The organism is Blastococcus sp. SYSU D00669, from assembly GCF_054050715.1.
In genome coordinates, this window is record NZ_JBJGZV010000049.1 from 20,802 (window position 1) to 40,700 (window position 19,899).

Genomic DNA, 19,899 nt, shown 5'->3' on the forward strand with positions numbered 1-19,899 from the left:
TCGGCACGTCCGCATAGCCTCCGGGTGCTCACCTGAGCGATGCACCGATACGACACGGAGGACCGGATCATGGCCGGCGACACTGTTCTCACCATCATCGGCAACCTGACCAGCGAGCCCGAGCTGCGCTGGACCCCCTCGGGCGCGGCGGTCGCCACGTTCACCATCGCCTCGACCCCGCGCACCCTCGACCGCCAGACCCAGGAGTGGAAGGACGGCGAGGCCCTCTTCCTGCGCTGCAGCGTGTGGCGGCAGGCGGCCGAGAACGTCGCCGAGTCGCTGACGAAGGGCTCGCGGGTGATGGCGCAGGGCCGCCTCAAGCAGCGCTCCTTCGAGACGAAGGAGGGCGAGAAGCGCACCGTGATCGAGCTGGAGGTCGACGAGATCGGCCCGTCGCTGCGCTACGCGACGGCCACGATCGCCAAGGCCACGCGCTCCGGGAACGGGTACGGCGACGGGTTCGCCGGCGGGTCCGCCGGCGGGAACGGCGACGGTCCCGCCGCGGCCGGCCGCGCCTCCTCCCCCGACCCCTGGGCCGCGGCGACGGTGGGCGCCGGCGACGAGGAGCCGCCCTTCTGACCTGTGCGGGCGGTCCGCCGGCGCGCTTCCCCCGGGTCGGCGGGCCGGGTCCCGGCTGCCGTCCGACCCGGCGCCGCGCCCCCTGGCCTCGGGCGCGGTCAGCCGGGAGCATGCCCGCGGAGGTGTGCGGTGGCGACGATCGTGCTCACCGGGGCGACGAGCGGCATCGGGCTGGCCGCTGCCCGGCTGCTGGCCCGCCGCCCGGGCACGCTGGTCTTGCAGGGTCCCGAGCCGCCGGACGCGGTGGCGTCCCGGCTGGACACCGTCCGGCGGGCGGCGGCCCCCGGCACGGTCGTCCACCACGTCCCGTCCGACTTCGCCGCTCCGGACGCCGTCCCGGCGCTGGCCGCCCGCATCCGCGAGCTGACGGGTGCGGTCGACGTGCTGGTCAACAACGCGGGCATCCCGGGTGCGGACCGGTGCACGATCGGGCCGTGGGGCGTCGAGCGCACCTTCGGCGTCAACTACCTGGCCGGGGCGCTGCTCACCGACCTGCTCCTCCCCGTCGTCCCGGCCGGCGGCCGGATCGTGAACGTGGCCTCGGCGACGCACCAGACCGCCACGCTGGACCTGGCCGACCTCACCTTCGACCGCCGTCCCTACACGCCGGTGACGGCGTACGCGCAGTCCAAGCTCGCCGTCGTCACGCACACCGCGCGGCTGGCCGGCCGGGTGCGGCAGACCGTCCTGAGCCTGCACCCCGGGGTCGTCTCCACCGGGCTGCTGCACGCCATGTTCGGCGCCGGCGGCGAGAGCCCCGACCGGGGCGGCGCCACCCTGGCGGCGGCCACCCGCGTGCAGGCCCCCTCCGGGAGCTACCTGGACGAACGCGAGGTCGGCCGCCCCCACCCCCTCGCCCTGGACCCCGCGGTGCAGGCCGCCCTGCACGAGGCGACCGTGCGCCTGCTGGGCCGCGACATCGTCTGACGGGCCGCGTCCCCGGCCGGCGCCGGGCACGACTCCCGGGGGGAACCCCGTGCGGACCCTGCACGTCGGCCTCCGCGTGGCCGACCGCGACCGGTCGCTCGCCTTCTGCACGGGCATCGGCCACGAGGTGGTCGGCGAGGTCCCCGACACCCCGCTCGGGCACCTGACCACGCTGAAGCTCCCCGGCGACGAGTTCGTCACCCTCGAGCTGGTGCACCGGGCCGGGGAGCGGCGGGCGGACCCCGGACCCGGTGCCCTCAGCCACCTCGGCGTGATGGTCGGGTCGATGGACCGGGCCCTCGCCCGGCTCACCGCGCACGGCATCGACGTCGAGGCGCCCGACCCGCCCGCGGATCCCGGCGAGATCCGGACGGCGTGGGTCACCGACCCGGACGGCAACCGGATCGAGCTGGTCCAGTGGCCGGCCGGCCACGCCGACGGCCTCTCCGCGGCCGACTGGCCGGACTGAGCCGGGCGACCTTCCGCGCTCCTTCCCGGGGCGCCGGTCGCGGTGGAAGGTCCGCGGGAGGTGGCGTTCCTAGCGTCCCTGGCGTCGAGAAGCCCCCTGACCCAGGAGCACACCATGACGATCACCACCTTCCCGGACACGACGATCCGCCCGGCCGCGCGCCCCGTCCCCACCGAGTTCCGCGACTCGCGGATCCCGACCCTGTGGGAGAGGTGGACGGCGAACCGCCGTCGCCGTCGGTACCTGACGGAGAAGCGCCGCCACGACGCCCGCGACCGCAGCGACCGCTACCTCGACGGTGCCGACGACGGGCACCAGCGGCAGGCGCTCACGGCCTTCGCCGCCCGCTGACCGGCTCCGGGACCGCGAGTCCTCTCCCCGGCCCGTTCCTCTCGACCCGCCCCCGGTACCCCCGTCAGGCCAGGCCTCCGGGGGTGCCGGGGGCGGGTACTCCCGGGAGGCGCCGCGGGGGCGTAGCGTCCGGGCACGGAGCCGCTCAGGCTCCCGACGAGGGAGCAGGCGATGGCCGACAAGTCCCCACGACAGTCGATGTCGAAGAAGTCCGGCAAGTCCATCAAGGAGAAGCGCCTCGAGCGCAGGGCCCAGGAGTCCAGCGGGTCCGCGGTGCAGCGGACGGCAGCCGGCAAGAAGCACTGAACCCGTCCGCGAGCCGGCCACCTCTGCAGACAGGGCCCCATGACCATCGAGCCGCAGGTCCCCGTTCCTCCGAGGGGGCGGACGCCCGACCCGCTCGCCGAGAGCCCGGCCGAGGAGCGCGCCGACGTCGAGGAGGACCGCCGTCGCCGGCAGGAACTGGACGACGGCGAGCTCGGCGGCGAGGCCTGACCCCCCGCGCCTCCCCGATCCCGCGCGCGGGATCGGGCAGGCGTCGACCCGGAAGAGGAACCCCATCGCCATCCACAGCGGACGCTGCGCCGAAGCCCACCTCGGGTGCCCCTGCCGGGGCGACGACACGATCCACGAGGAGCGCTCCCGCGAGATCAGGGAGGCGCGCGACCGTGCGCAGGAGGCCGTCGACTGCCCCGAGTGCGGCTCCCCCACCACGCCGCTGGCCATCGTCGCCTGGGGCAACTGCCGGACGTGCCGGACGGCGCAGGACCGCCGGACACGCCCGCTCCGGTGGTGACCGCGCCCGTGCCCGCCCGGCCGCTGCGGCGCCGCGCGAGCGGCCTCAGCTGACCCCGGGGCCGCTCACCGCGGCCTCGCGGAGACCCGTGACGGCGAGGACGCGGCTGGTCGGGTAGAGCTCGATCTCGGCGTCGTCGGTCACGGCCGCCAGCACCGTGAGCCAGCCGGACGGTCCGAAGCGGAGGACCCGGCCGCGCAGCTCGATCTGCGCGGTCGGGTCCGCCGGGTCCTGGACGACGACCCGGCCCTGGTAGAGGTGGCGGTCGTTGACGGTGGTGATGTCCATGCGGTCAGCCTCCGCCTGGAGCACCGCCGTGCACACGGGGTCAGCGGTGGGATCCCCGACTCCTCCCCGCTGCCGGGCGCCGCTCACTCCGGCGGGAGGCGCCCTCCTCCACGGGGCGGAGCGCCGACCGGCCGTCGAGCCAGGCCTGCCACTCCGACCGGCCGCTGCGGTCCCGCCCGGCGGCCAGGACGACGAGGCCGACGACGGCCAGCAGCACCACGAGCGCCGACCCGGCGAGGAGGAGCTCCCAGCCGAACAGCGGCGGGACGGTCATGCTGCCGGGGGCGGGCGCTGTCGCGTCGGGCGTCATGGGACGGAGCGTGCGCGCCCCCGCGGGCCGCCGCACGCCCGCTCCGCGACGACCACCCGACCGGGCGAGTCACTCTGCGAGACGGTTCCCGGGCGGCGCGCCCGGATCGCGCGAGCGCCGTCGCCCCGCCGGGTGACCGGCCCTCCGCAGCGGGCCGCGTCCCGGCTCCGGGCGACCTAGCGTCCACCTCTCGGAACCGATCCAGGAGAAGGACGGGTGGGCATGAGCGCCGCACTGCAGGCCGACGCGACCGGGGAGCGCGGGCGCCCCGCCGTCTCCGGGGACCTGCCCACCGTCCTCGACGCCGCGCCGATGTTCCGCCGCGCCGTCGGCGGCTACGACCGCTTCCAGGTCGACAGCTACGTCCGGTGGGCCGAGGAGGAGCTGGCCACCGCCGACCGCGAGCGCGAGCACCTGGAGGCCCGGCACCTCCGCGCCCAGGCCGCTCTCGAAGAGGCCCGGGAGCTCCTGGCCCACTCCAGCGCCGGCGGCGACTTCCTGCGCCTCGGCAGGCGGATGGGGACGGTGCTCGCCACCGCGGCCGACCAGGCGGAGGCCATGCGCGCCGACGCCGAGGCCGACCGGGCGGCGGCCGCCGCCGAGGCGCAGCGGGTGCTCGCCGGTGCGCGCAGCGAGGCCGAGCGGCTGGTCGAGGAGGCGCGGCAGGAGGCCCGGGAGGTCGCGGCCGAGGCCGCCCAGCTCGTCGACGAGGCCGAACGGGTCCGCATGGCGGCCCGGGTCGAGGCGGCGGAGCGGCTCGCGGAGGTGGACGACGCCGAGCGGCGCGCCGTCGAGCGCGCCGAGCGGGTCCGCCGGCGGGCCGAGCAGGACGTCGCCGCGGCGACGGCGCACGCACGGGCCGAGATCGTGCAGATGCTGGCGACCGGACGCGAGCAGCGCCGGCGGGCCGATGCCGAGGCCGAGGCCGCCCGGGAGCGCCTCGACCGGGACGCCGCCGCCCGCCGCGCCGCCCTGCTGGCCGACGTGGAGCGGCTCGAACGGCGGCGCGCCGAGCTCGCCCGGACGGCCGAACCGGTCCGCTCGGACCTCGGGCCCTTCCCGCAGCCACCTCGCGCGGCTCCGGCAACGGGTGGGGGCCCCCGCGGCACCGGTGACGCGGCGGTGACACCCGTCTGCTAGCAAGTCGCATGGTCGACAGCGGCGCGCGCGTGCCACCCGGCACCCCCGACGACGTCCGGGCGCAGGCGGAGCAGACGCAGGCCCGGGAGCCGCAGTTCGACCCGACGCTCGGCATCCCGGTGCGCCCGCACCCCCGCGGGGCGCCGCCGCACCGCCTCGTCGTCCTCGGGGACTCGCTGAGCCACGGCTTCCAGAGCGGCGCCGTGTACGCCACCGAGCTCTCGTGGCCGGCCATCACCGCGGCCGAGCTCGGCTGGGCCGGCTACCGGTACCCGACCTACGGAGGCCCGGGTGGCCTGCCGCTGAACATCGAGCTGATGCTGCGCCGCCTGGAGGAGCGGTTCGGCTCCCGGCTGAGCATCTGGGAGACGCCGCTGGCGGTCTTCGCCGCCCGCGGCTTCATGGACGAGGTCGAGGACTACTGGGAGCGGGGACCGGGCCGGACGCCGCCGCGGATCGGCCGCTACGTCCACGACCTGTCGGTCTACGGCTGGGATCTCCGCGACGTCCTCTCCCGGACGGCGTCAGGGCTGGAGTCGGCGATCGAGCGGCCCGGCGACTCGTTCGTCGACCAGGTCGTCGAGAACGCCACGGAGCGGGCCGCGCTGCGCGTGTACCCCCGGTGGGACGACGACGTCCGGGACCAGACGCTCGTGCAGGCCGCGGCCGCCCTGGGCCGGGAGCACGACGCGGACACCGACTGCGGCATCGAGACGCTCGTCGTGTTCCTCGGCTCGAACAACGCCCTGCAGGCGGTGACCGAGCTCGAGGTGGTCTGGAGCGGATCGGGGTTCCAGGACCTGCGCCGCAAGGGCCGGTACACCGTCTGGCGGCCCGACCACTTCGCCACCGAGCTGTCGGAGCTGGCCGCCGCGGTGCGGGCCATCGAGGCACGGCACGTCATCTGGTGCACCGTCCCGCACGTCACGATCCCCCCGATCACCCGCGGGCTCGGGGCCAAGGTCCGGCCGGGTTCGCGCTACTTCCCCTACTACGCCCGCCCGTGGGTGACCGACGACCGGTTCGACCCGGCGCGCGACCCGCACCTGACCGAGCGGGACGCCCGTGCCGTCGACGCCGCGATCGACCTCTACAACGCGGCCATCGAGGAGACCGTCCGCACCGCCCGCAAGGGTGCCGGCGGTGCCGAGCCGCGGGACTGGCTGCTGCTCGACGTCGCCGGCCTCCTCGACCGGCTGGCCTCCCGCCGCTACATCTCCGACCCCAACGCCCGTCCGGACTGGTGGACGCCCTACCCCCTGCCCCCGGCACTCGCCGCGCTGCGCCCGGTGCCGGATTCCCGGTTCCTGGCCGCGGACGGCCGGGGCGGGCGGGCGGCCGGCGGCCTGTTCAGCCTCGACGGCGTCCACCCCACGACGGTCGGCTACGGCATCCTCGCCCAGGAGATCGTCTCGATCATGTCCGCGGCGGGCGTGGCCTTCCACGACGCGAGCGGTCGGCGGCGGGCCGAGCCGGTGCTCATCGACTTCGCCGGCCTGCTGCGCCGGGACACCCTCGTGCGCCGGCCGCCGCAGCTGCTCGACTCGGCGCTGGGCCTGCTCGGCTGGGCCGACGAGAACCTCGGCTGGGTCACCCGCGCCCTGTCCTGGAAGGTCTGAGCTCCTGCGCTCGCGGGCGGCGCGACCGGCGGACGCCCGCGAGCAGGAGTGCCATGTGGTCGCTGGGCTGCACTCCCAGCTCGTCGGCGAGCAGCGCGCGGAAGGAGTCGAACGCGCGCAGCGCCTCGGCCACGTTGCCCTCGGCCAGGTGCACCCGCACCACCGTGCGGTGGGCGCTCTCCCGCAGCGGTTCGGCCCGGACCGCTGCGTAGGCCGCCTCCAGCGCCTCGCCGTACCGGCCGCCCGCCGTCAACCGCTCGGCGGCCAGCTCCAGGGCGTGCATGCGCAGCTGCCGCAGCCGCTCCCGCTCGAGCAGCACCCAGTCGTCGTACCAGCCCGGCAGCAGCTCGCCGCGCAGCCCGGCGTCGGGGACCGCGACGTCGTCCGGGGCGCACCGCGGATCGCGCAACCTGCGGGCCCACTCCCCGAGCTCCCGCACGTCCACCTGGACGCCGTCGGCCAGCGCCAGGGAGCGCGGGGACACCTGCACCAGCCCGGGCACCACCTTCTGCAGCCGCCACAGCGCGGACCGCAGGCTGCCGTGGGCCTGCTCCTCCGGCACGTCCGGCCAGAGCTGGCCGGCGACCGCCGCCCGCGGCGGCCGCACGGACAGGCACAGGTGGGCGACCAGGCGCTGGACCGCGCGCGGCAGCTCGTCGCGGAGCGAGCGGCACGACGAGCCCGACCCCTCGAGGGAGAAGCCGTCGAGGAGTGTGACCCGCAGGTCCGCGGTGACAGTCACGGGGCGGCCCCCTCGGCACCTGGGTGGAATGCGCTTGGGGAGAGGTGCCTCAGTGCCGATCGATGCTCGGAGCCTCCCGCGCCGCTGTCAATCCGCCTTCGTCTCGTAATTCGTGAACGATTCGAGCCACTGACGCACCGCGTCGAGGACCTCACCGGGAGTGGACGCGACGGCGATGGTGCGGTCCTCGTCGGGCGTCTCGCGGCCGATCGCCGTCACGCGGGCCCGGAACCCGTCGGCCGCGTCCTCGAGCCAGACGCGCACGAGCAGCGCCGCACTGCGGTCCTCGCCCACCGTCACCCCTCTACGCGCCCCCGTCACCCGTTCCGGTGCGCCGCACGGCCCGGTCGCGACCCTGCGTCGTCGCCGCCCCATGCTGCCCGTGACCCTGCACATGTGCACTCCCCCGACCGGATGACGTGGCCGGCGCCGACTCTGCTCGGCGGGCGTCACGGGCGCGTTCCCCTCCCGGTAGCGTGCGCCGGGTGCACGACGACGTGCTCCGCCCCGCCGCCGCCCGCCGGCGGCTGGACGCGCTCACCTTCGGCCTGTTCACGGTGGCCCTCGGCACCAACATCCCCACCCCGCTGCTGCTGGTCTACCGGCGCACCCTCGGCCTGTCGGAGGCCGACCTCACCGCGGTCTTCGGCTGCTACGCCCTCGGCCTGATCGCGGCGCTCACGGTGTCGGGCGCGGCGTCCGACCGGTTCGGCCGGCGCGCGCTCGTGCTGCCGTTCGCCGGGCTGGCCGGCCTGGTGTCCCTGCTCTTCCTGCCGGCGGTGGACCACCTGCCCCTGCTGTACGCCGGCCGGCTGCTGCAGGGCGTGGTGTCCGGCGTCGTGTTCTCGGTGGCCAACGCGTGGCTGCAGGAGCTGGCCGGCCCCGACGGGCAGCGCTCGGCGGCGACCCGCGGGGCGGTGTCGACCTCGCTGGGCTTCGCCGTCGCCCCGGCGATGAGCGGGCTGCTCGCCCAGTACGGTCCCGCCCCGACGACGCTGCCGTACCTGGTGCACGTCGCCGTCCTGCTGGTCGGGCTCGGCGCGCTGCTCACCGTGCCCGAGACCGTGCAGGAGCGCCGCCGCGGGCAGCTGATGACGCTCGGCCTGCCGCCGGAGGCGCGCCGGCCGTTCTGGGCGGTGCTGGCGCCGACCGCGTTCGGCGTGTTCGCGTTCCCCGCCCTGGCGGCCACCCTGCTGCCGCTGCTCGTCGTCCCGGACGGCGTCGGCGTCGCCTACGCCGGGCTGATCGCGGGGCTCGCCCTGGCCTCGAGCGCCGTCGCCGCCCGGGTCGGCCGGCGGGCGGAGCGCGGCGGCGGCCCGCTGGGGATGGCGCTGGGGGCGCTCGGCCTCGCCCTGGGCGTGGTGGCCGTCGCCGCCGGGTCGCAGCCCTGGCTGCTGCCGTCGGCCGTGCTGCTCGGCGCCGGCGGCGGGCTCTGCCTCACCGCCGGGCTCACGCTCACCGCCCGGCTGGCGCCGCCGCACACCCGCGGCGCGGTGAACAGCGCGTTCTACGCCTTCGCCTACGCCGGCTTCGGCACGCCGCTGCTGCTCGCGTGGCTCGGCGACCTCACCTCGCCGGTCGCCGCGATGGGGGGCTTCGTGGCCGTGCCGGCCGCGCTGGCCGCCTGGCTGTGGTTCGAGCTGCGGGGCGGCTGAGGGCCGCCGACCAGACCCCGCTCGTACGCGTACGCGGTGGCGGCGGCGCGCGAGGACAGGTCGAGCTTGGTGAGGATGTGGCCCACGTGGGTCGCGACGGTCCGCTCGCTGATGACGAGGTCCCGCGCGATGGCCCGGTTGGTGTGCCCGCGGGCGAGCCGGACCAGCACCTCGACCTCCCGGGCGGTCAGCGGTCCGGCCGTGCGCGGCCGCGCACGGCCGAGCCGGGTCGCCTCGGGCCGGGCGCCCAGCTCGCGGAACGTCACCGCCGCCGCGTCGAGCTCGAGGTCCGCCGTCTCCCGGTCCCCCAGCTCTGCGCAGGCCCGGGCCAGCAGGACCCGGGTGCGCGCGCCCTCGTACGGGACGCGGAGCTCACCCCAGAGCTGCCCGGCGCGGCGCAGCAGCGGCAGCGCCGCGCGGGCCTCGCCGGCGGCGACGTGCGCGGCGGCGCGTGCGGAGCAGGCGAGGGCGTCGAGGTAGCCCGATCCGAGGTGCCGGGCCACCGCGGCCAGCTGGTCGGCCGCCGCGGCCGCGGCGGCGCCGTCCCCGCGGGCGAGGACGATCTCGGCGAACGGGCCGAGCACCCGCCCGCGCGCGACCGGCCCCTCGGCCTCCGCCGCCAGGCGGCGGACGGCGGCCTCGGCGGCGTCGCCCCGGCCCTCGGCGAGCCGCAGGAGCGCCAGCCCGGGGTGCGGCTCGCAACCGTGCTCGTGCGCGGCGCGGTAGTCGTCGTCCGCGGCCCGGAACTCCCCGCGCAGCCGCCGCAGCTCGGCGCGCACGTAGTACGCCCCGCCGAGCACCAGCTGGTTCTCCCGCTCGGACAGGCCGCGGACCGCCCGCCCGGCCTCGTCGAGGGCGGCGCTCCAGGCCCCGCGCAGGAGCAGCAGCTCGGCCCGGTGCAGCGCGAGGTGCGCGCCGTACGTCGCCAGACCGGGCTGGGACCGGAACCAGCGCGTGAACGACGCCGTCCACGCGTCGACGCGCGGGACGTCGAACAGCTCCTGGCAGGCGTCGATCACGGTGCAGTAGGAGTCCCCGACGGCGACCGCCGGGATCTCGCGGGCCTCGACCGCGACCATCGCCTCGTCGAGGTGGCGCAGCCCCTCGGCCACCTCGCCGAGGTAGACCAGGCACCGGCCCACCCCGATCCGGGCCAGGGTGGCGAGCTCCCGGTCGGCGAAGCGGGCCGCCGTCCGCATCGCCCGGAGGAACCCCTCGTGGGCGCCGGCGACGTCGCCGGAGCCGACGATGCGGCAGAGCGCGGTGGCGTGCTCGGTGTAGCCCTGCTCGACGCAGTCGGCCCGCGCCTCGTCGAGCAGGTGGCGGACGCGGTCGACCCACCCGCCGGCCCGGGTCAGGTCGCCCTGGAAGCCCAGGCACTCCGCGAGGCGGATCCCGGACCGCGCGGCCCCGACGGCGTCGCCGGCGGCCAGGCACGCGCGGTGCGCCCGCTCCCACAGCGCGAAGGCCTCCCCGGCCCGGCCGGTGAGGTAGGCGGCCGTGGCCAGCCGGTCCAGCTCCCCGGCCGACCCGTCGCGGGCGGTCGCGCCCGCCGCGAGCTCGCGGTAGGTGCGCTCCCAGTCCGGCGACGGGCCGCTCGTGCAGCCGGCAGGCGGCGGCATGCGCACAGTGTCGCGCCGCCCCGGGAGCGGCACCAGCGTCCCGGGGCGGCGGACGGTGCCCGGCCTAGGCGAAGAAGGTCTCGCTGCCCGGGGCCGCCCCGATGAACATCCACATCTCCGCGATCCGGTCGCGGTCGAACCGGTAGACGAAGGCGTTGTCCGACTCCAGGCGGTTCCCCGCCCGGCCGAGGACGGCGTGCTCCCACTCGCACACCCAGCCGTCGGTCGCCACGCAGAACCGCTGCTCCAGGTTGATGTCGCCGTGCGTGGCCTCGACGACCGCTCCGATCACCGTCGTCAACCCGTCCGGGCCGGCGTAGTCCCCGGGGTCGGGGTACGGGCCGCGGTAGTGGAAGACGAAGTCCTCCGCCAGCAGCGGCTCCAGCGCGCCCCGGTCGCCGCCTAGCACGGCCCCGGTCATCCGGTTGACGGTGGTCACGTGCGGGTGCTCGTCCATGTCTGCCCCTCCCTCGAGGTCCTCGTTCGGACGAGCGGGACGCTAGGGAGCGCACGGGCCGCCGGGCATCGGCAGAAGTGCGCAGACGGCGGGCCCGCGGGATCGGCAGTCCTGCCGACCCCGTGACGGGTCAGCCGTGGGCCGCGGCGCGGTGCCGGGCCAGGACGTCGAGGCCGAAGTCGGCGGTCGGATCCCGCCACACGGAGTGCGCGTGGTTGGCGCCCCGCTGCGTGTTGTCCCACTCGACCAGCAGCCGAGGTCCCTGCAGCCGGTAGTAGTGCGGCTCACCGGGCGCGGTGGGCCCGGCCCAGGCGAAGTGGACGGCGTCGAGCGCCGCCTCGTCGTCGTAGCGGTGCAGCGGTGACACCTCCGCCGGCACGCGGTCCAGGTAGGTGCCCAGCAGTGCCCGCACCAGCGCGCGCTGGTCGCCGTCGAGCTCCGCCGCAGGCACGCCCCGCGGGGCGGCGGTGTACTCCAGCGCCGCGTGCTCGGGGTCGCCGTGGGCCCCCGCCTCGTCGATGGCGTCGCTCGTCGCCTGCAGCTTCGCCCACTCGGCCGGATCGGCGAACGGCGCCCGCCAGATGCCGGCGAGCGGGATCACCCGGTTGCCCGGCTGCACCGTCGTCCGGTTGCCGGTGACCAGGTCCGACGGCGCCGTCGGCAGCAGCACCGCCCGGGCTGCGAGGTCGGGGGCCAGCGAGCGGACCAGCTCGCGCGCGGTGTCCTCCACCCGGCCCAGCGGCCGGTTCACCGCACCGCCGAGCAGCGGCGACGTGGCCGGGTCGGCGCCGAGGAAGCAGGGAGTCGTGGCCGCCACCGCGCCGTCCACCACCAGGTTGTTCAGCGAGACGTGGTGCCCGCCGAACCGCCACCCCCACGTCCCGGTCTCCCCCGGCCGGCCGAACACGCGCAGGTAGTACAGGCCCGGGTCCCGGCCGCGCTCCCGGTCGAACCGCGCGACGAACCCCTCGACCCGGTCGAGCACGTTCTCCAGGCCGATGACCGTCGCCACCGTGACGTAGCCGGCCGGCGACAGCCCGGCGGCGACCAGCCGCATCGCGGCGCGCTGCTGGCCGGGCCGCTGCTCGTGGAAGGTGAGCCCGCCGTGGTCGGTCGGCGTGTAGAACCAGCGGCGCCGCTCGGCGTCGGTCGCGTCGTCGGCCGGCTGCGCCCCGACGGCGACCTCCCGCTGCCCCGGGTCCAGGCAGTCCAGCCAGGCCCCGGCCGCCTCGGCCATCCGCGCGGCGACCTCCCGGGTGCCGTCCTCCGGGGTCCCGGCCACCATGGCCGGAATGTAGTGCCCCGGCCGCGGGTGCGCCCACCGGCCGGCCTCCGTAGCGCGACCGGCACCACCCCGGCGCCAGACGGGAGACCACCGCGCCCACCCCCACCGACGACCGTCGCGACCTGCTCACCGTGATCGCCTGCACGCGCGCCGCGCCGGGCAAGCGGGAGGTCGACCGGGGTGCGCCGCGTGGCCTGACCGGGGTCAGCGCGCGACGACGTTGCGCAGCTCCCGTCCCGCCAGCAGGGCCGCCAGGTTGGCGGTCACCAGCGCGTCGGCGCCGACCGGCCGGCCGCCCGCCGCGTGGGGGGTGAGCACGAGGCCCGGCGCGTCCCACAGCGGCGAGCCGGCCGGCAGCGGTTCGGTGGCGGTGACGTCCAGCGCGGCGCCGGCCAGGCGCCCCGCCGCGAGCGCGTCGGTGAGGGCGTCCTCGTCGACGGTCGAGCCGCGGCCGACGTTGACGACGAGGGCGTGCGCCCGCAGCGCGGCCAGCCGCCGCGCGTCGAGCGCCCGCAGGGTGCCGGGGGTGGCGGGCAGGATCATCACCAGGACGTCGGTCCCCGCCAGCTCCTGCTCGAGGTCGTCCTCGGCGACGACGGCGAACCCGCTCCGCTCCCCCGCGCTGCGCGCCACCCCCCGCACCCGTGCGCCGAGGTCGCGGAGCAGCGGCGCCAGCGACTGCCCGATCGAGCCGAACCCCCAGATCAGCACCCGGGCGTCGATCAGCGTCGTCACCGCGCCCGCGGGGTGCAGCGGCTGCAGGCCGCCGAGCTCCCGCGCCCAGCGGTGCTCAGCCTGCGCCCGCCCGGCGGCCGGCAGCCGCCGGACCAGGGCGAGCACGAGCGCCAGGGCGTGCTCGGTCACGGTCCGGTTGTGCAGACCCGCCCCCGAGGTGACCATGACGTCGTCGGGGAAGCCGGCCGCCAGCACCGCGTCCGGCCCGGCGGCCAGGGTCTGCACCCAGCGCAGCCGGGGCATCCGGCCGGCGACCGCGGCGAGGTCGGCCTCGGAGCTGCCCCACACCACCAGCGCCTCGGCGTCCAGGTGCTCGTCGGGCACCGGCGCCGACGCGTCGTAGACCACGGTGGCCACGCCGTCGGGCAGTTCCGGGGCCAGCGGGACCGAGTCGGGCAGCAGCAGCTTCATGGGCTCCGGAGTCAACCAGGCCCGCGACCGCGGTGCACCGTCAGCGGCCCTCGACGACGACGGAGGTCGGCCGGCCCGTTCGCGCCCAGTCGACGACGTTCTGCGCCGTCTTGCGCCGCAGCTCCACCTCGGACTCGGCGGAGTACCAGGCCACGTGCGGGCTGAGCAGCGCACGGGGGTGGCGGAGCAGCGGGTGCTCCCCCGGCGGCTCGTCGGGCAGGACGTCGAGCCCGACGCCGGCCAGCCGGCCCGAGTCCAGCGCCCGGAGCACGGCGTCGAGGTCGACCAGCCCGCCGCGGGCGGTGTTCACCAGGTAGGAGCCCGCGGGCATCCGGCCGAGGAGGTCGTCGCCGACCAGCCCCCGCGTTCCGTCGGTGAGCGGCACGTGCAGGGTGACCGCCGCGCTGCGGGCGAACAGGTCCTCCAGGGAGGTCCGCTCGACACCGGCCGGCCACGACCCGTCCGGCAGCTGCGGGTCGTACCCGAGGCACCGGCCGAACCACGGCCCGGCCCGCTCGGCGGTCAGCCGGCCGATGCGGCCCAGCCCGACCACGCCGAGAGAGAGCTCGCCGGTGCGGCGCAGCTCACCCCCGAGGTGGTAGTCCCACCGCCCGGCGTGGACCTCGCGGTCGTGGCCGGCCAGGTTGCGCAGCAGCGCCAGCAGCATGGCGGCGGTGTGCAGGGCGACCTCGGCGGTCCCGTAGTCCGGCACGTTGCAGACCCAGACGCCGCGGGCGCGGGCGGCCTCGAGGTCGATGCCGTCGACGCCGATGCCGTACCGGCTGACCAACCGCAGCCGGGGCAGGGCGTCGAGCACCTCGGCGGTGACCGGCGCGTACTGCACGAGGACGGCGTCGGCGCCGGCGGCGGCCGCGACGACCTCGTCCGCGGTGCGCGCCTGCGCGGTGACGAGCTCGTGGCCGGCCGGCCGCAGCACGGCCGCCTCGACGTCGTCCGAGCCGTACTCGGCATCGGTCCGGACCACCCGCACGACGGCCTCAGCGGTCGGCGGGGACGGGACCGGCCGTGGCCCGCTCGGCGGCGCGGCCCACGTCGAACGACGCCGGCAGCGGCGTCAGCGGCGGCCGGACGGTGCCCATCGGGTGCCCGTGCCGGTGCTCGGCCACGCGCTTGAGGACGGCGGCGGACGTGTGCTCCTTGGTCATGGCCCGCACCTGCCGCAGGTGGTCCGACAGCGCCGCGGCCTCGGCGCTCCGCCCGGCCCGCACGTGCCCGTACAGCGCGACCACGTGCTCCGGGACGATGTTGGCCAGCGCGGAGATCGGTCCCTGGGCCGTCGGCAGCCGCCCCGGCAGGTCGTCCTCGGTGCCGAGCAGCACCCCCCGGCCCGAGTCGCGCACGGCCTCCGCGAAGCCCGCCTCGCCGCCGGAGTCCTTGACCCCCCACACCGGCAGCGACGTGACCAGCTCGGTCGGCAGCGGGATCGCGTACTTCGGGATGTGGTAGAGGACGACGGGGTGCCGCGTCGCCGTCAGCACCCGGTCGTAGAAGAGCCGCAAGCCGTCGACGTCGACCGGCTTGAAGTAGTACGGCGGCAGCACCAGCACCGCCCGGACCGGCAGGTCGTCGAGGAAGGCCAGCAGGTCGACGGTGTCCGGCAGGTTGCCCTCGGCGACGGTGGGCACCACCTGCAGCCCGCCGGCCCCCGGCAGCAGCGCCTCGAGGACGGCGCGCTTCTCGTGCGCCGCCACCGACGGCCCCTCGCCGTTGGTCCCGAACGGGACGACGCCGGTGACGCCGGTCCCGGCCAGCCACCGGACGTGCGCGAGGTAGGCCTCGACGTCCAGGCCGTAGCGCGGCTCGTCGCGGAACGGCGTCACGTTGGCGACGTAGACGCCCTCGAGGACGGCGGCGGGATCGGTCACCGGAGAGCTCACCTCCCGAGGTCGACGGTCCGGTCGAGGAACGCGGTCAGCTCGGAGCGGCTGGGCAGGCCCTCGTAGTCCCCGAGGTTCTGCACGCAGAAGGCCCCCATGGCGTTGGCCGTGCGCAGCCGGTCGGCCGGGGCGTGCCCCCACACGGTGGCGGCGAGGTACCCGGCGGCGAACGCGTCCCCGGCGCCGATGGGGTCGACCTGCCGCACCTCGAAGCCGGGTGCGGTCAGCCGCTCGCCGTCCACGACGGCCGCGCAGCCGCGGGCCCCCAGCTTGACCACGACCTCGCGGGGGCCGGCGTCGGCGAGCCGGTCCAGGCAGGCCGTCGGGTCCCAGCCCCACAGCGCGGCGGCCTCCTCGTCACCGACGAGCAGCACGTCGACGTGTGGGAGGAGCGCCTCCGTGGCGGCCCGGGCCGCGGCCGGCTCCCACAGCCGGCTGCGGTAGTTGACGTCGTAGCTGACCCGAACGCCGGCCTCCGCCGCCGTCTTCGCCGCCCACGGCAGGAACTCGGCGCACTCCGGGGACAGCGCCCCGGTGATGCCGGTCACGTGCAGGAAGGCGGCGCCGTCGAGCACCGCGGGATCGAAGGCGCCCGGCGCGAGGGTGGACGCCGCCGAGCCTCGGCGGTAGTAGTGCACCCGGTGCGCCGCGGCGACCTCCTCGCGCAGGTAGAGCCCGGTGGGCCGGTCCGGCACCCGGCGCACGGCCGCGGTGTCGACGCCCTCGGCCCGGACCCGGTGCAGCACCAGCTCGCCGAGCTCGTCGTCGCCGAGCGCGCTGATCCAGGCGGCCGGGACGCCGAGCCGCGACAGGCCGATCGCGACGTTGCTCTCGGCGCCGCCGATGGACAGCGTCACGCCGGTCGCGTGCCGCAGCCGTCCGGGCGACGTGGGGACGACGAGCACCATCGTCTCCCCCGCCGTGACCACGCGCCCCCCGTGCGACGACGTCACGTCCCCGCCTCACCCGCCGAACAGCTTGCCCAGCTGTTCATCGAAGGTGAGCACCGACAGGAAGCCGAAGAGCAGGAACGCCCACACCAGCGCCGCGATGCGTCCGGGGCCCGGGCGGATCTCCGGGGGCAGGGTGCGCCGGTTCACCAGCAGCAGGAGCGCCGAGTAGATGAACATCATCAGCCCCCCGGTCACCGCGGCGATGACCAGCAGCACCAGCGGCTGGTCCAGCCCGGAGAGCAGCACGATGCACCCGATCGCGACCAGGCCCCACACCAGCGCGAAGTAGATCTTGCTCTCGTTCGCGTTCTTCAGGTAGGCGGTCTTGAGGACGTCCGCCCCGAGCCGGCTGGTGTAGTCGACGATGCCGAGCGCGGCGGCGAAGAGCGAGATCGCGCCGATCACCCAGAAGAAGGTGCCGAACCAGCCGCCGACCGAGTCGTTGAGCGCCTGCCCCTCCACCTCGAGGAACGAGATGTCGCTGGCCAGCCCCTCCTCGCCGAAGACGGTGGAGTAGGCCAGCAGCGACGTGAACAGGATCGTCAGGAAGCTGATGAGGACGAAGGTCGTCAGCTGCTCGATGTTGGCCAGCCGCCACCAGCGCCGCCACCGCCCCAGGTTCTCCGCCGTCGGCTCGAACACGAAGCCGGTGGAGGGCGCCGCCTCCGGGTGACCGGTCACCGGGCTGACGATCCGGGGCACGTAGGCGCCCATGCCGAACCGCTTGTCCCGGATCCAGTTGCTCTGGCACAGGTTCTGCCCGCCGCCGGCGCCGGCGAAGGCGAGGGCACCGAGAAGCAGGGCGAAGCCGAGCTCCTCCGCGGGGATGTCGGCCTCGGTGACGATGTCGGGGACGTCGGACCACGCGGCCGCGTCGATGGCGAAGAAGCAGGCGACGATGATGAGGATCAGGACGGCGGCGACCTTGGCGAACTCGATCTTCTCGAGAGCCTGGTACACCACCGGCGCCATCGTCAGCGTGATGCCGATCAGGAGCAGCATGCCGATCGCGATCGGCACGACGCTCCCGCCGAACAGGTACGTGACGAGCGTGGCGGAACTGGTCACCCAGCCCGGCCAGATGTTGGCGAAGTAGGCCATGATCGCGAAGACCAGGCCCCAGTGCCGCCAGTACCGGCTGAACCCGGTGAGCGCGGTCTCGCCGGTGGCGAGCGTGTAGCGCTCGATCTCCATGTTGAGGAAGTACTGGGTGGCCAGCCCGACGAAGGCCGCCCACACGAACACCAGCCCCACCTGCGAGGCGATGTACGGGTAGAGGATGAACTCGCCGCTGGCCATCCCGACGCCGGCGGCGATGATGCCCGGCCCGATCACGTGCCGGAAGCTCGCCGGCGGCTCGGGCATGTCGCGCACCGACGGCGCCGGCAGGTGCTTGGTCGGGAAGCGGTCGAGGACGGATACCGGCTGGTCCTGGGCTCTGCGCGTGGTGGCCATGGGCGCCCCCTGTGATGCGGGTCACTTACCGGGCACCTGCCATTTCCCCACGGCAGCGGAGCGGCGGCAACCGGAGGCAAGGGGCCGTCACCGGGGCCGGTCGCCGGGGTGGGTCAGACCGAGACGCCCGGGTAGTCGCCGCCCGCGTGCGGGGTGAACGCGACGTGGCGGGAGCAGAGGTCGGCGCTGCGCCGCACACCCAGCAGCTGCATGCACCGCTGGTACTCCTCGGTGAGGATCTCGACCACCCGCAGCACGCCGTCCTGGCCCCCCGCCATGAGCCCGTAGAGGTAGGCGCGGCCGATCATCGCCGCGTCGGCGCCGAGCGCCCGTGCGGCCAGCACGTCCTGGCCGTGCAGGATCCCGCCGTCGATCAGCACGGTGGCCCGGTCCCCGACGGCCTCGCGGATCGACGGGAGGACGTCGAGGGTGGCCGCCGAGCGGTCGAGCTGCCGGCCGCCGTGGTTGGAGACCACCACGCCGTCGGCTCCCCGGTCCATGATCCGCCGGGCCGAGTCGGTCGTGGTGACGCCCTTGACCAGCAGCGGTCCCCGCCACCTGCGGCGGACCCAGTCGAGGGCGGTGAGGTCCATGGCGGGGTCGAACATCATGCCGGCCACCTCGCCCGGTGTCGGGTTGCCCTCGACCGCGCTGCCCAGCACGGCGAACGTCAGCCCGGCGGTGCTGAGCTTGTGGAACAGCCAGCCGGGACGCCGGGACATGTCCAGGACGGTCCGCGCCGTGAGGGCGGGCGGGATGGTGAGCCCGTTGACGACGTCGCGCAGCCGCATGCCCGAGACCGCCGTGTCGACCGTGAGCAGCAGGGTCGAGTAGCCGGCCTCCTCGGCCTGCGCCACGAGGGCCTCGTTCAGCCGCTCGTCGGCCGTGAAGAACAGCTGGAACCACAGGTCCGCCCCGGGGGCGGCGGCCCGCAGGTCGTGGATGGACGTCGACCCGACCGTCGACAGGCTGTACGGGATGCCGGTGTGCTCGGCCACGCGGGCGACCGCGGCCTCGCCGTGGTGGTGCATCATCCGCGTGTAGCCGGTGGGCGCGAGGACCAGCGGCAGCGGGATGCGCCGGCCGAGCAGCTCCACCGAGGTGTCGGGGTCGGCCACGGAGCTCAGCGCGTCCGGCCGGAAGGCCACTCGCCGGTACGCCGCGACGTTGCGCGCCGCGGTGATCTCCTCCTCCGCCGCGCCGTCCACGTAGTCGAACACCGCCCGGGGCGTCGTGCGCGTGGCCGCCCGCCGCAGGTCGCGGACCGTGAGCGCCGCGGCCAGCCGCCCGGCCCGCGGCGACAGCCGGGGCCGCCGGAACTGCACCAGGGCCCGGAGCTCGGCGGGCCTCGGCGCGCGCCGGGCGGTGGAGATCGGGGCCAGGGGTAGCCGTGGTGGCACGGAACGCCCTCCTCCGGGGGACGGATCCGGTTCCTCCCCGGATGGAACGCCGCAGGTCGGGCCGGGCGCAACTCGGGCCGGCGGCGCGTTCGGGCCGGCCCGCGTGAGCAGATCATGCCGAAGGACGCCGCCGACGTCCTCAACGTTGTGCCAGTGCGGCCCGTCCCGGTCCCTGCGTACCGTCACTTTCAGCAAACAGGGCGTACCGGTCCGTCACGACGGGTGCGCGTCTTCCCCGCCTGAGGAGCTCCCCGTGTCGTACTCGTCCCCGTACCTGTCCCTCGTTCCCGAGCCGGCCCCGGACGCCCGCACCGACACCTGGGCCGAGGCCTGCGCCGAGGACGTCTACGCCGTCGAGTGCGCCGTGGACGGCTACCCCAACGACGAGTGGGCCCCGGCGCCGGCGACCCTCCCCTACGAGGCCCCGGCGCAGGCCGACGCCGCCGACGGTGACGAGAGCTGGCGGCTGGACGCGCTGTGCGCCGAGACCGACCCCGAGGCGTTCTTCCCCGAGAAGGGCGGCTCCACCCGCGAGGCCAAGCGCGTCTGCGCCGGCTGCCCGGTGCGCCTGCAGTGCCTCGAGTTCGCGCTCGGCAACGACGAGCGCTTCGGCATCTGGGGCGGCCTGTCCGAGCGCGAGCGGCGCCGGATCCGCCTGCAGCGCCGCAGCATGCCGCTCAGCGCCTGACAGTGAGGATGTGGGCGAGCCCCGCAGCGGTCGTTCCTGACCCAGCGCCTGACTGACTTCGGGTCTTCAAGCCGATCTGTCGGTGCGGTCCGCTGCGAGGCTCGCTTGCACTCACCGGT

The 19,899-nt window shown here is 76.0% G+C and carries 21 protein-coding genes and 1 pseudogene; 9 read left to right on the forward strand and 13 right to left on the reverse strand.

The features are described from left to right. Positions 1-69: 69 nt before the first annotated feature. The 5 genes from ACI8AF_RS24320 (at position 70) to ACI8AF_RS24340 (ending at position 2,821) form a co-directional block, all read left to right on the forward strand. The gene (locus tag ACI8AF_RS24320; RefSeq protein ID WP_456542348.1) at positions 70-579 is read left to right on the forward strand and encodes a single-stranded DNA-binding protein; all 510 of its coding nucleotides are present in this window, start codon (positions 70-72) and stop codon (positions 577-579) included. Positions 580-708: 129 nt separating this feature from the next. Next, positions 709-1,506 (forward strand): SDR family NAD(P)-dependent oxidoreductase, encoded by a 798-nt coding sequence (locus tag ACI8AF_RS24325; RefSeq protein ID WP_456542349.1) that lies wholly within the window; start codon positions 709-711, stop codon positions 1,504-1,506. A gap of 49 nt (positions 1,507-1,555) precedes the next feature. After that, positions 1,556-1,975 carry a VOC family protein gene (locus ACI8AF_RS24330; RefSeq protein WP_456542350.1) on the forward strand — a complete coding sequence of 140 codons (420 nt, stop codon included), beginning with the start codon at positions 1,556-1,558 and terminating at the stop codon, positions 1,973-1,975. Positions 1,976-2,089: 114 nt separating this feature from the next. After that, positions 2,090-2,326, forward strand: a complete 237-nt coding sequence (locus ACI8AF_RS24335) for a hypothetical protein (protein WP_456542351.1) — start codon at positions 2,090-2,092, stop codon at positions 2,324-2,326. Positions 2,327-2,671: 345 nt separating this feature from the next. Beyond that, positions 2,672-2,821 (forward strand): hypothetical protein, encoded by a 150-nt coding sequence (locus ACI8AF_RS24340; RefSeq protein ID WP_456542352.1) that lies wholly within the window; start codon positions 2,672-2,674, stop codon positions 2,819-2,821. Positions 2,822-3,167: 346 nt separating this feature from the next. Here ACI8AF_RS24340 and ACI8AF_RS24345 read toward each other — a convergent pair whose 3' ends face one another. Together ACI8AF_RS24345 and ACI8AF_RS24350 are read right to left on the reverse strand one after the other, a co-directional pair. Beyond that, a complete protein-coding gene (locus ACI8AF_RS24345) occupies positions 3,168-3,410 on the reverse strand; it encodes a hypothetical protein (protein WP_456542353.1) in 243 nt (80 codons plus the stop codon). A 40-nt stretch (positions 3,411-3,450) separates the two neighbouring features. Next, on the reverse strand, positions 3,451-3,720 hold the full coding sequence (locus ACI8AF_RS24350; protein WP_456542354.1) for a hypothetical protein: 270 nt from the start codon (positions 3,718-3,720) through the stop codon (positions 3,451-3,453). 222 nt (positions 3,721-3,942) lie between these two features. Between ACI8AF_RS24350 and ACI8AF_RS24355 the strand changes: the two genes are divergently transcribed. Further along, on the forward strand, positions 3,943-4,860 hold the full coding sequence (locus ACI8AF_RS24355) for a hypothetical protein (protein WP_456542355.1): 918 nt from the start codon (positions 3,943-3,945) through the stop codon (positions 4,858-4,860). A gap of 8 nt (positions 4,861-4,868) precedes the next feature. Continuing rightward, positions 4,869-6,479, forward strand: coding sequence for a hypothetical protein (locus ACI8AF_RS24360; protein ID WP_456542356.1), 1,611 nt, complete (start codon positions 4,869-4,871; stop codon positions 6,477-6,479). Here ACI8AF_RS24360 and ACI8AF_RS24365 read toward each other — a convergent pair. Then, entirely contained in the window at positions 6,451-7,221 is a 771-nt protein-coding gene (locus ACI8AF_RS24365) for an AfsR/SARP family transcriptional regulator (RefSeq protein WP_456542357.1), read from the reverse strand. The genes ACI8AF_RS24360 and ACI8AF_RS24365 overlap by 29 nt on opposite strands. A gap of 87 nt (positions 7,222-7,308) precedes the next feature. Further along, on the reverse strand, positions 7,309-7,515 hold the full coding sequence (locus ACI8AF_RS24370) for a hypothetical protein (RefSeq protein ID WP_456542358.1): 207 nt from the start codon (positions 7,513-7,515) through the stop codon (positions 7,309-7,311). Positions 7,516-7,778: 263 nt separating this feature from the next. Between ACI8AF_RS24370 and ACI8AF_RS24375 the strand changes: the two are divergent. Further along, a pseudogene (locus ACI8AF_RS24375) lies at positions 7,779-8,690 on the forward strand (MFS transporter); the annotation flags it as partial. 50 nt (positions 8,691-8,740) lie between these two features. Here ACI8AF_RS24375 and ACI8AF_RS24380 read toward each other — a convergent pair. The 9 genes from ACI8AF_RS24380 to ACI8AF_RS24420 all read right to left on the reverse strand — a co-directional run bounded on the left by ACI8AF_RS24380 (position 8,741) and on the right by ACI8AF_RS24420 (position 19,092). Beyond that, on the reverse strand, positions 8,741-10,498 hold the full coding sequence (locus tag ACI8AF_RS24380) for a LuxR C-terminal-related transcriptional regulator (RefSeq protein WP_456542359.1): 1,758 nt from the start codon (positions 10,496-10,498) through the stop codon (positions 8,741-8,743). A 64-nt stretch (positions 10,499-10,562) separates the two neighbouring features. Further along, on the reverse strand, positions 10,563-10,955 hold the full coding sequence (locus ACI8AF_RS24385) for a nuclear transport factor 2 family protein (RefSeq protein ID WP_456542360.1): 393 nt from the start codon (positions 10,953-10,955) through the stop codon (positions 10,563-10,565). 130 nt (positions 10,956-11,085) lie between these two features. Then, positions 11,086-12,240 carry a DUF3500 domain-containing protein gene (locus ACI8AF_RS24390; RefSeq protein ID WP_456542361.1) on the reverse strand — a complete coding sequence of 385 codons (1,155 nt, stop codon included), beginning with the start codon at positions 12,238-12,240 and terminating at the stop codon, positions 11,086-11,088. Positions 12,241-12,444: 204 nt separating this feature from the next. Beyond that, positions 12,445-13,386, reverse strand: a complete 942-nt coding sequence (locus ACI8AF_RS24395) for a phosphoglycerate dehydrogenase (protein ID WP_456542362.1) — start codon at positions 13,384-13,386, stop codon at positions 12,445-12,447. Between the two features lie 40 nt (positions 13,387-13,426). Then, positions 13,427-14,377, reverse strand: coding sequence for a C-terminal binding protein (locus tag ACI8AF_RS24400; RefSeq protein ID WP_456542363.1), 951 nt, complete (start codon positions 14,375-14,377; stop codon positions 13,427-13,429). Positions 14,378-14,384: 7 nt separating this feature from the next. Further along, a complete protein-coding gene (locus ACI8AF_RS24405) occupies positions 14,385-15,272 on the reverse strand; it encodes a dihydrodipicolinate synthase family protein (protein WP_456542364.1) in 888 nt (295 codons plus the stop codon). Between the two features lie 8 nt (positions 15,273-15,280). Next, entirely contained in the window at positions 15,281-16,237 is a 957-nt protein-coding gene (locus ACI8AF_RS24410) for a sugar kinase (protein ID WP_456542365.1), read from the reverse strand. 9 nt (positions 16,238-16,246) lie between these two features. Next, on the reverse strand, positions 16,247-17,692 hold the full coding sequence (locus ACI8AF_RS24415) for an Nramp family divalent metal transporter (RefSeq protein WP_456542366.1): 1,446 nt from the start codon (positions 17,690-17,692) through the stop codon (positions 16,247-16,249). Between the two features lie 113 nt (positions 17,693-17,805). After that, positions 17,806-19,092 (reverse strand): alpha-hydroxy acid oxidase, encoded by a 1,287-nt coding sequence (locus tag ACI8AF_RS24420; protein ID WP_456542367.1) that lies wholly within the window; start codon positions 19,090-19,092, stop codon positions 17,806-17,808. Positions 19,093-19,345: 253 nt separating this feature from the next. On the opposite strand from ACI8AF_RS24420, the gene ACI8AF_RS24425 reads away from it, so the two are divergent. Beyond that, positions 19,346-19,780, forward strand: a complete 435-nt coding sequence (locus ACI8AF_RS24425; RefSeq protein WP_456542368.1) for a WhiB family transcriptional regulator — start codon at positions 19,346-19,348, stop codon at positions 19,778-19,780. Positions 19,781-19,899 lie beyond the last annotated feature (119 nt).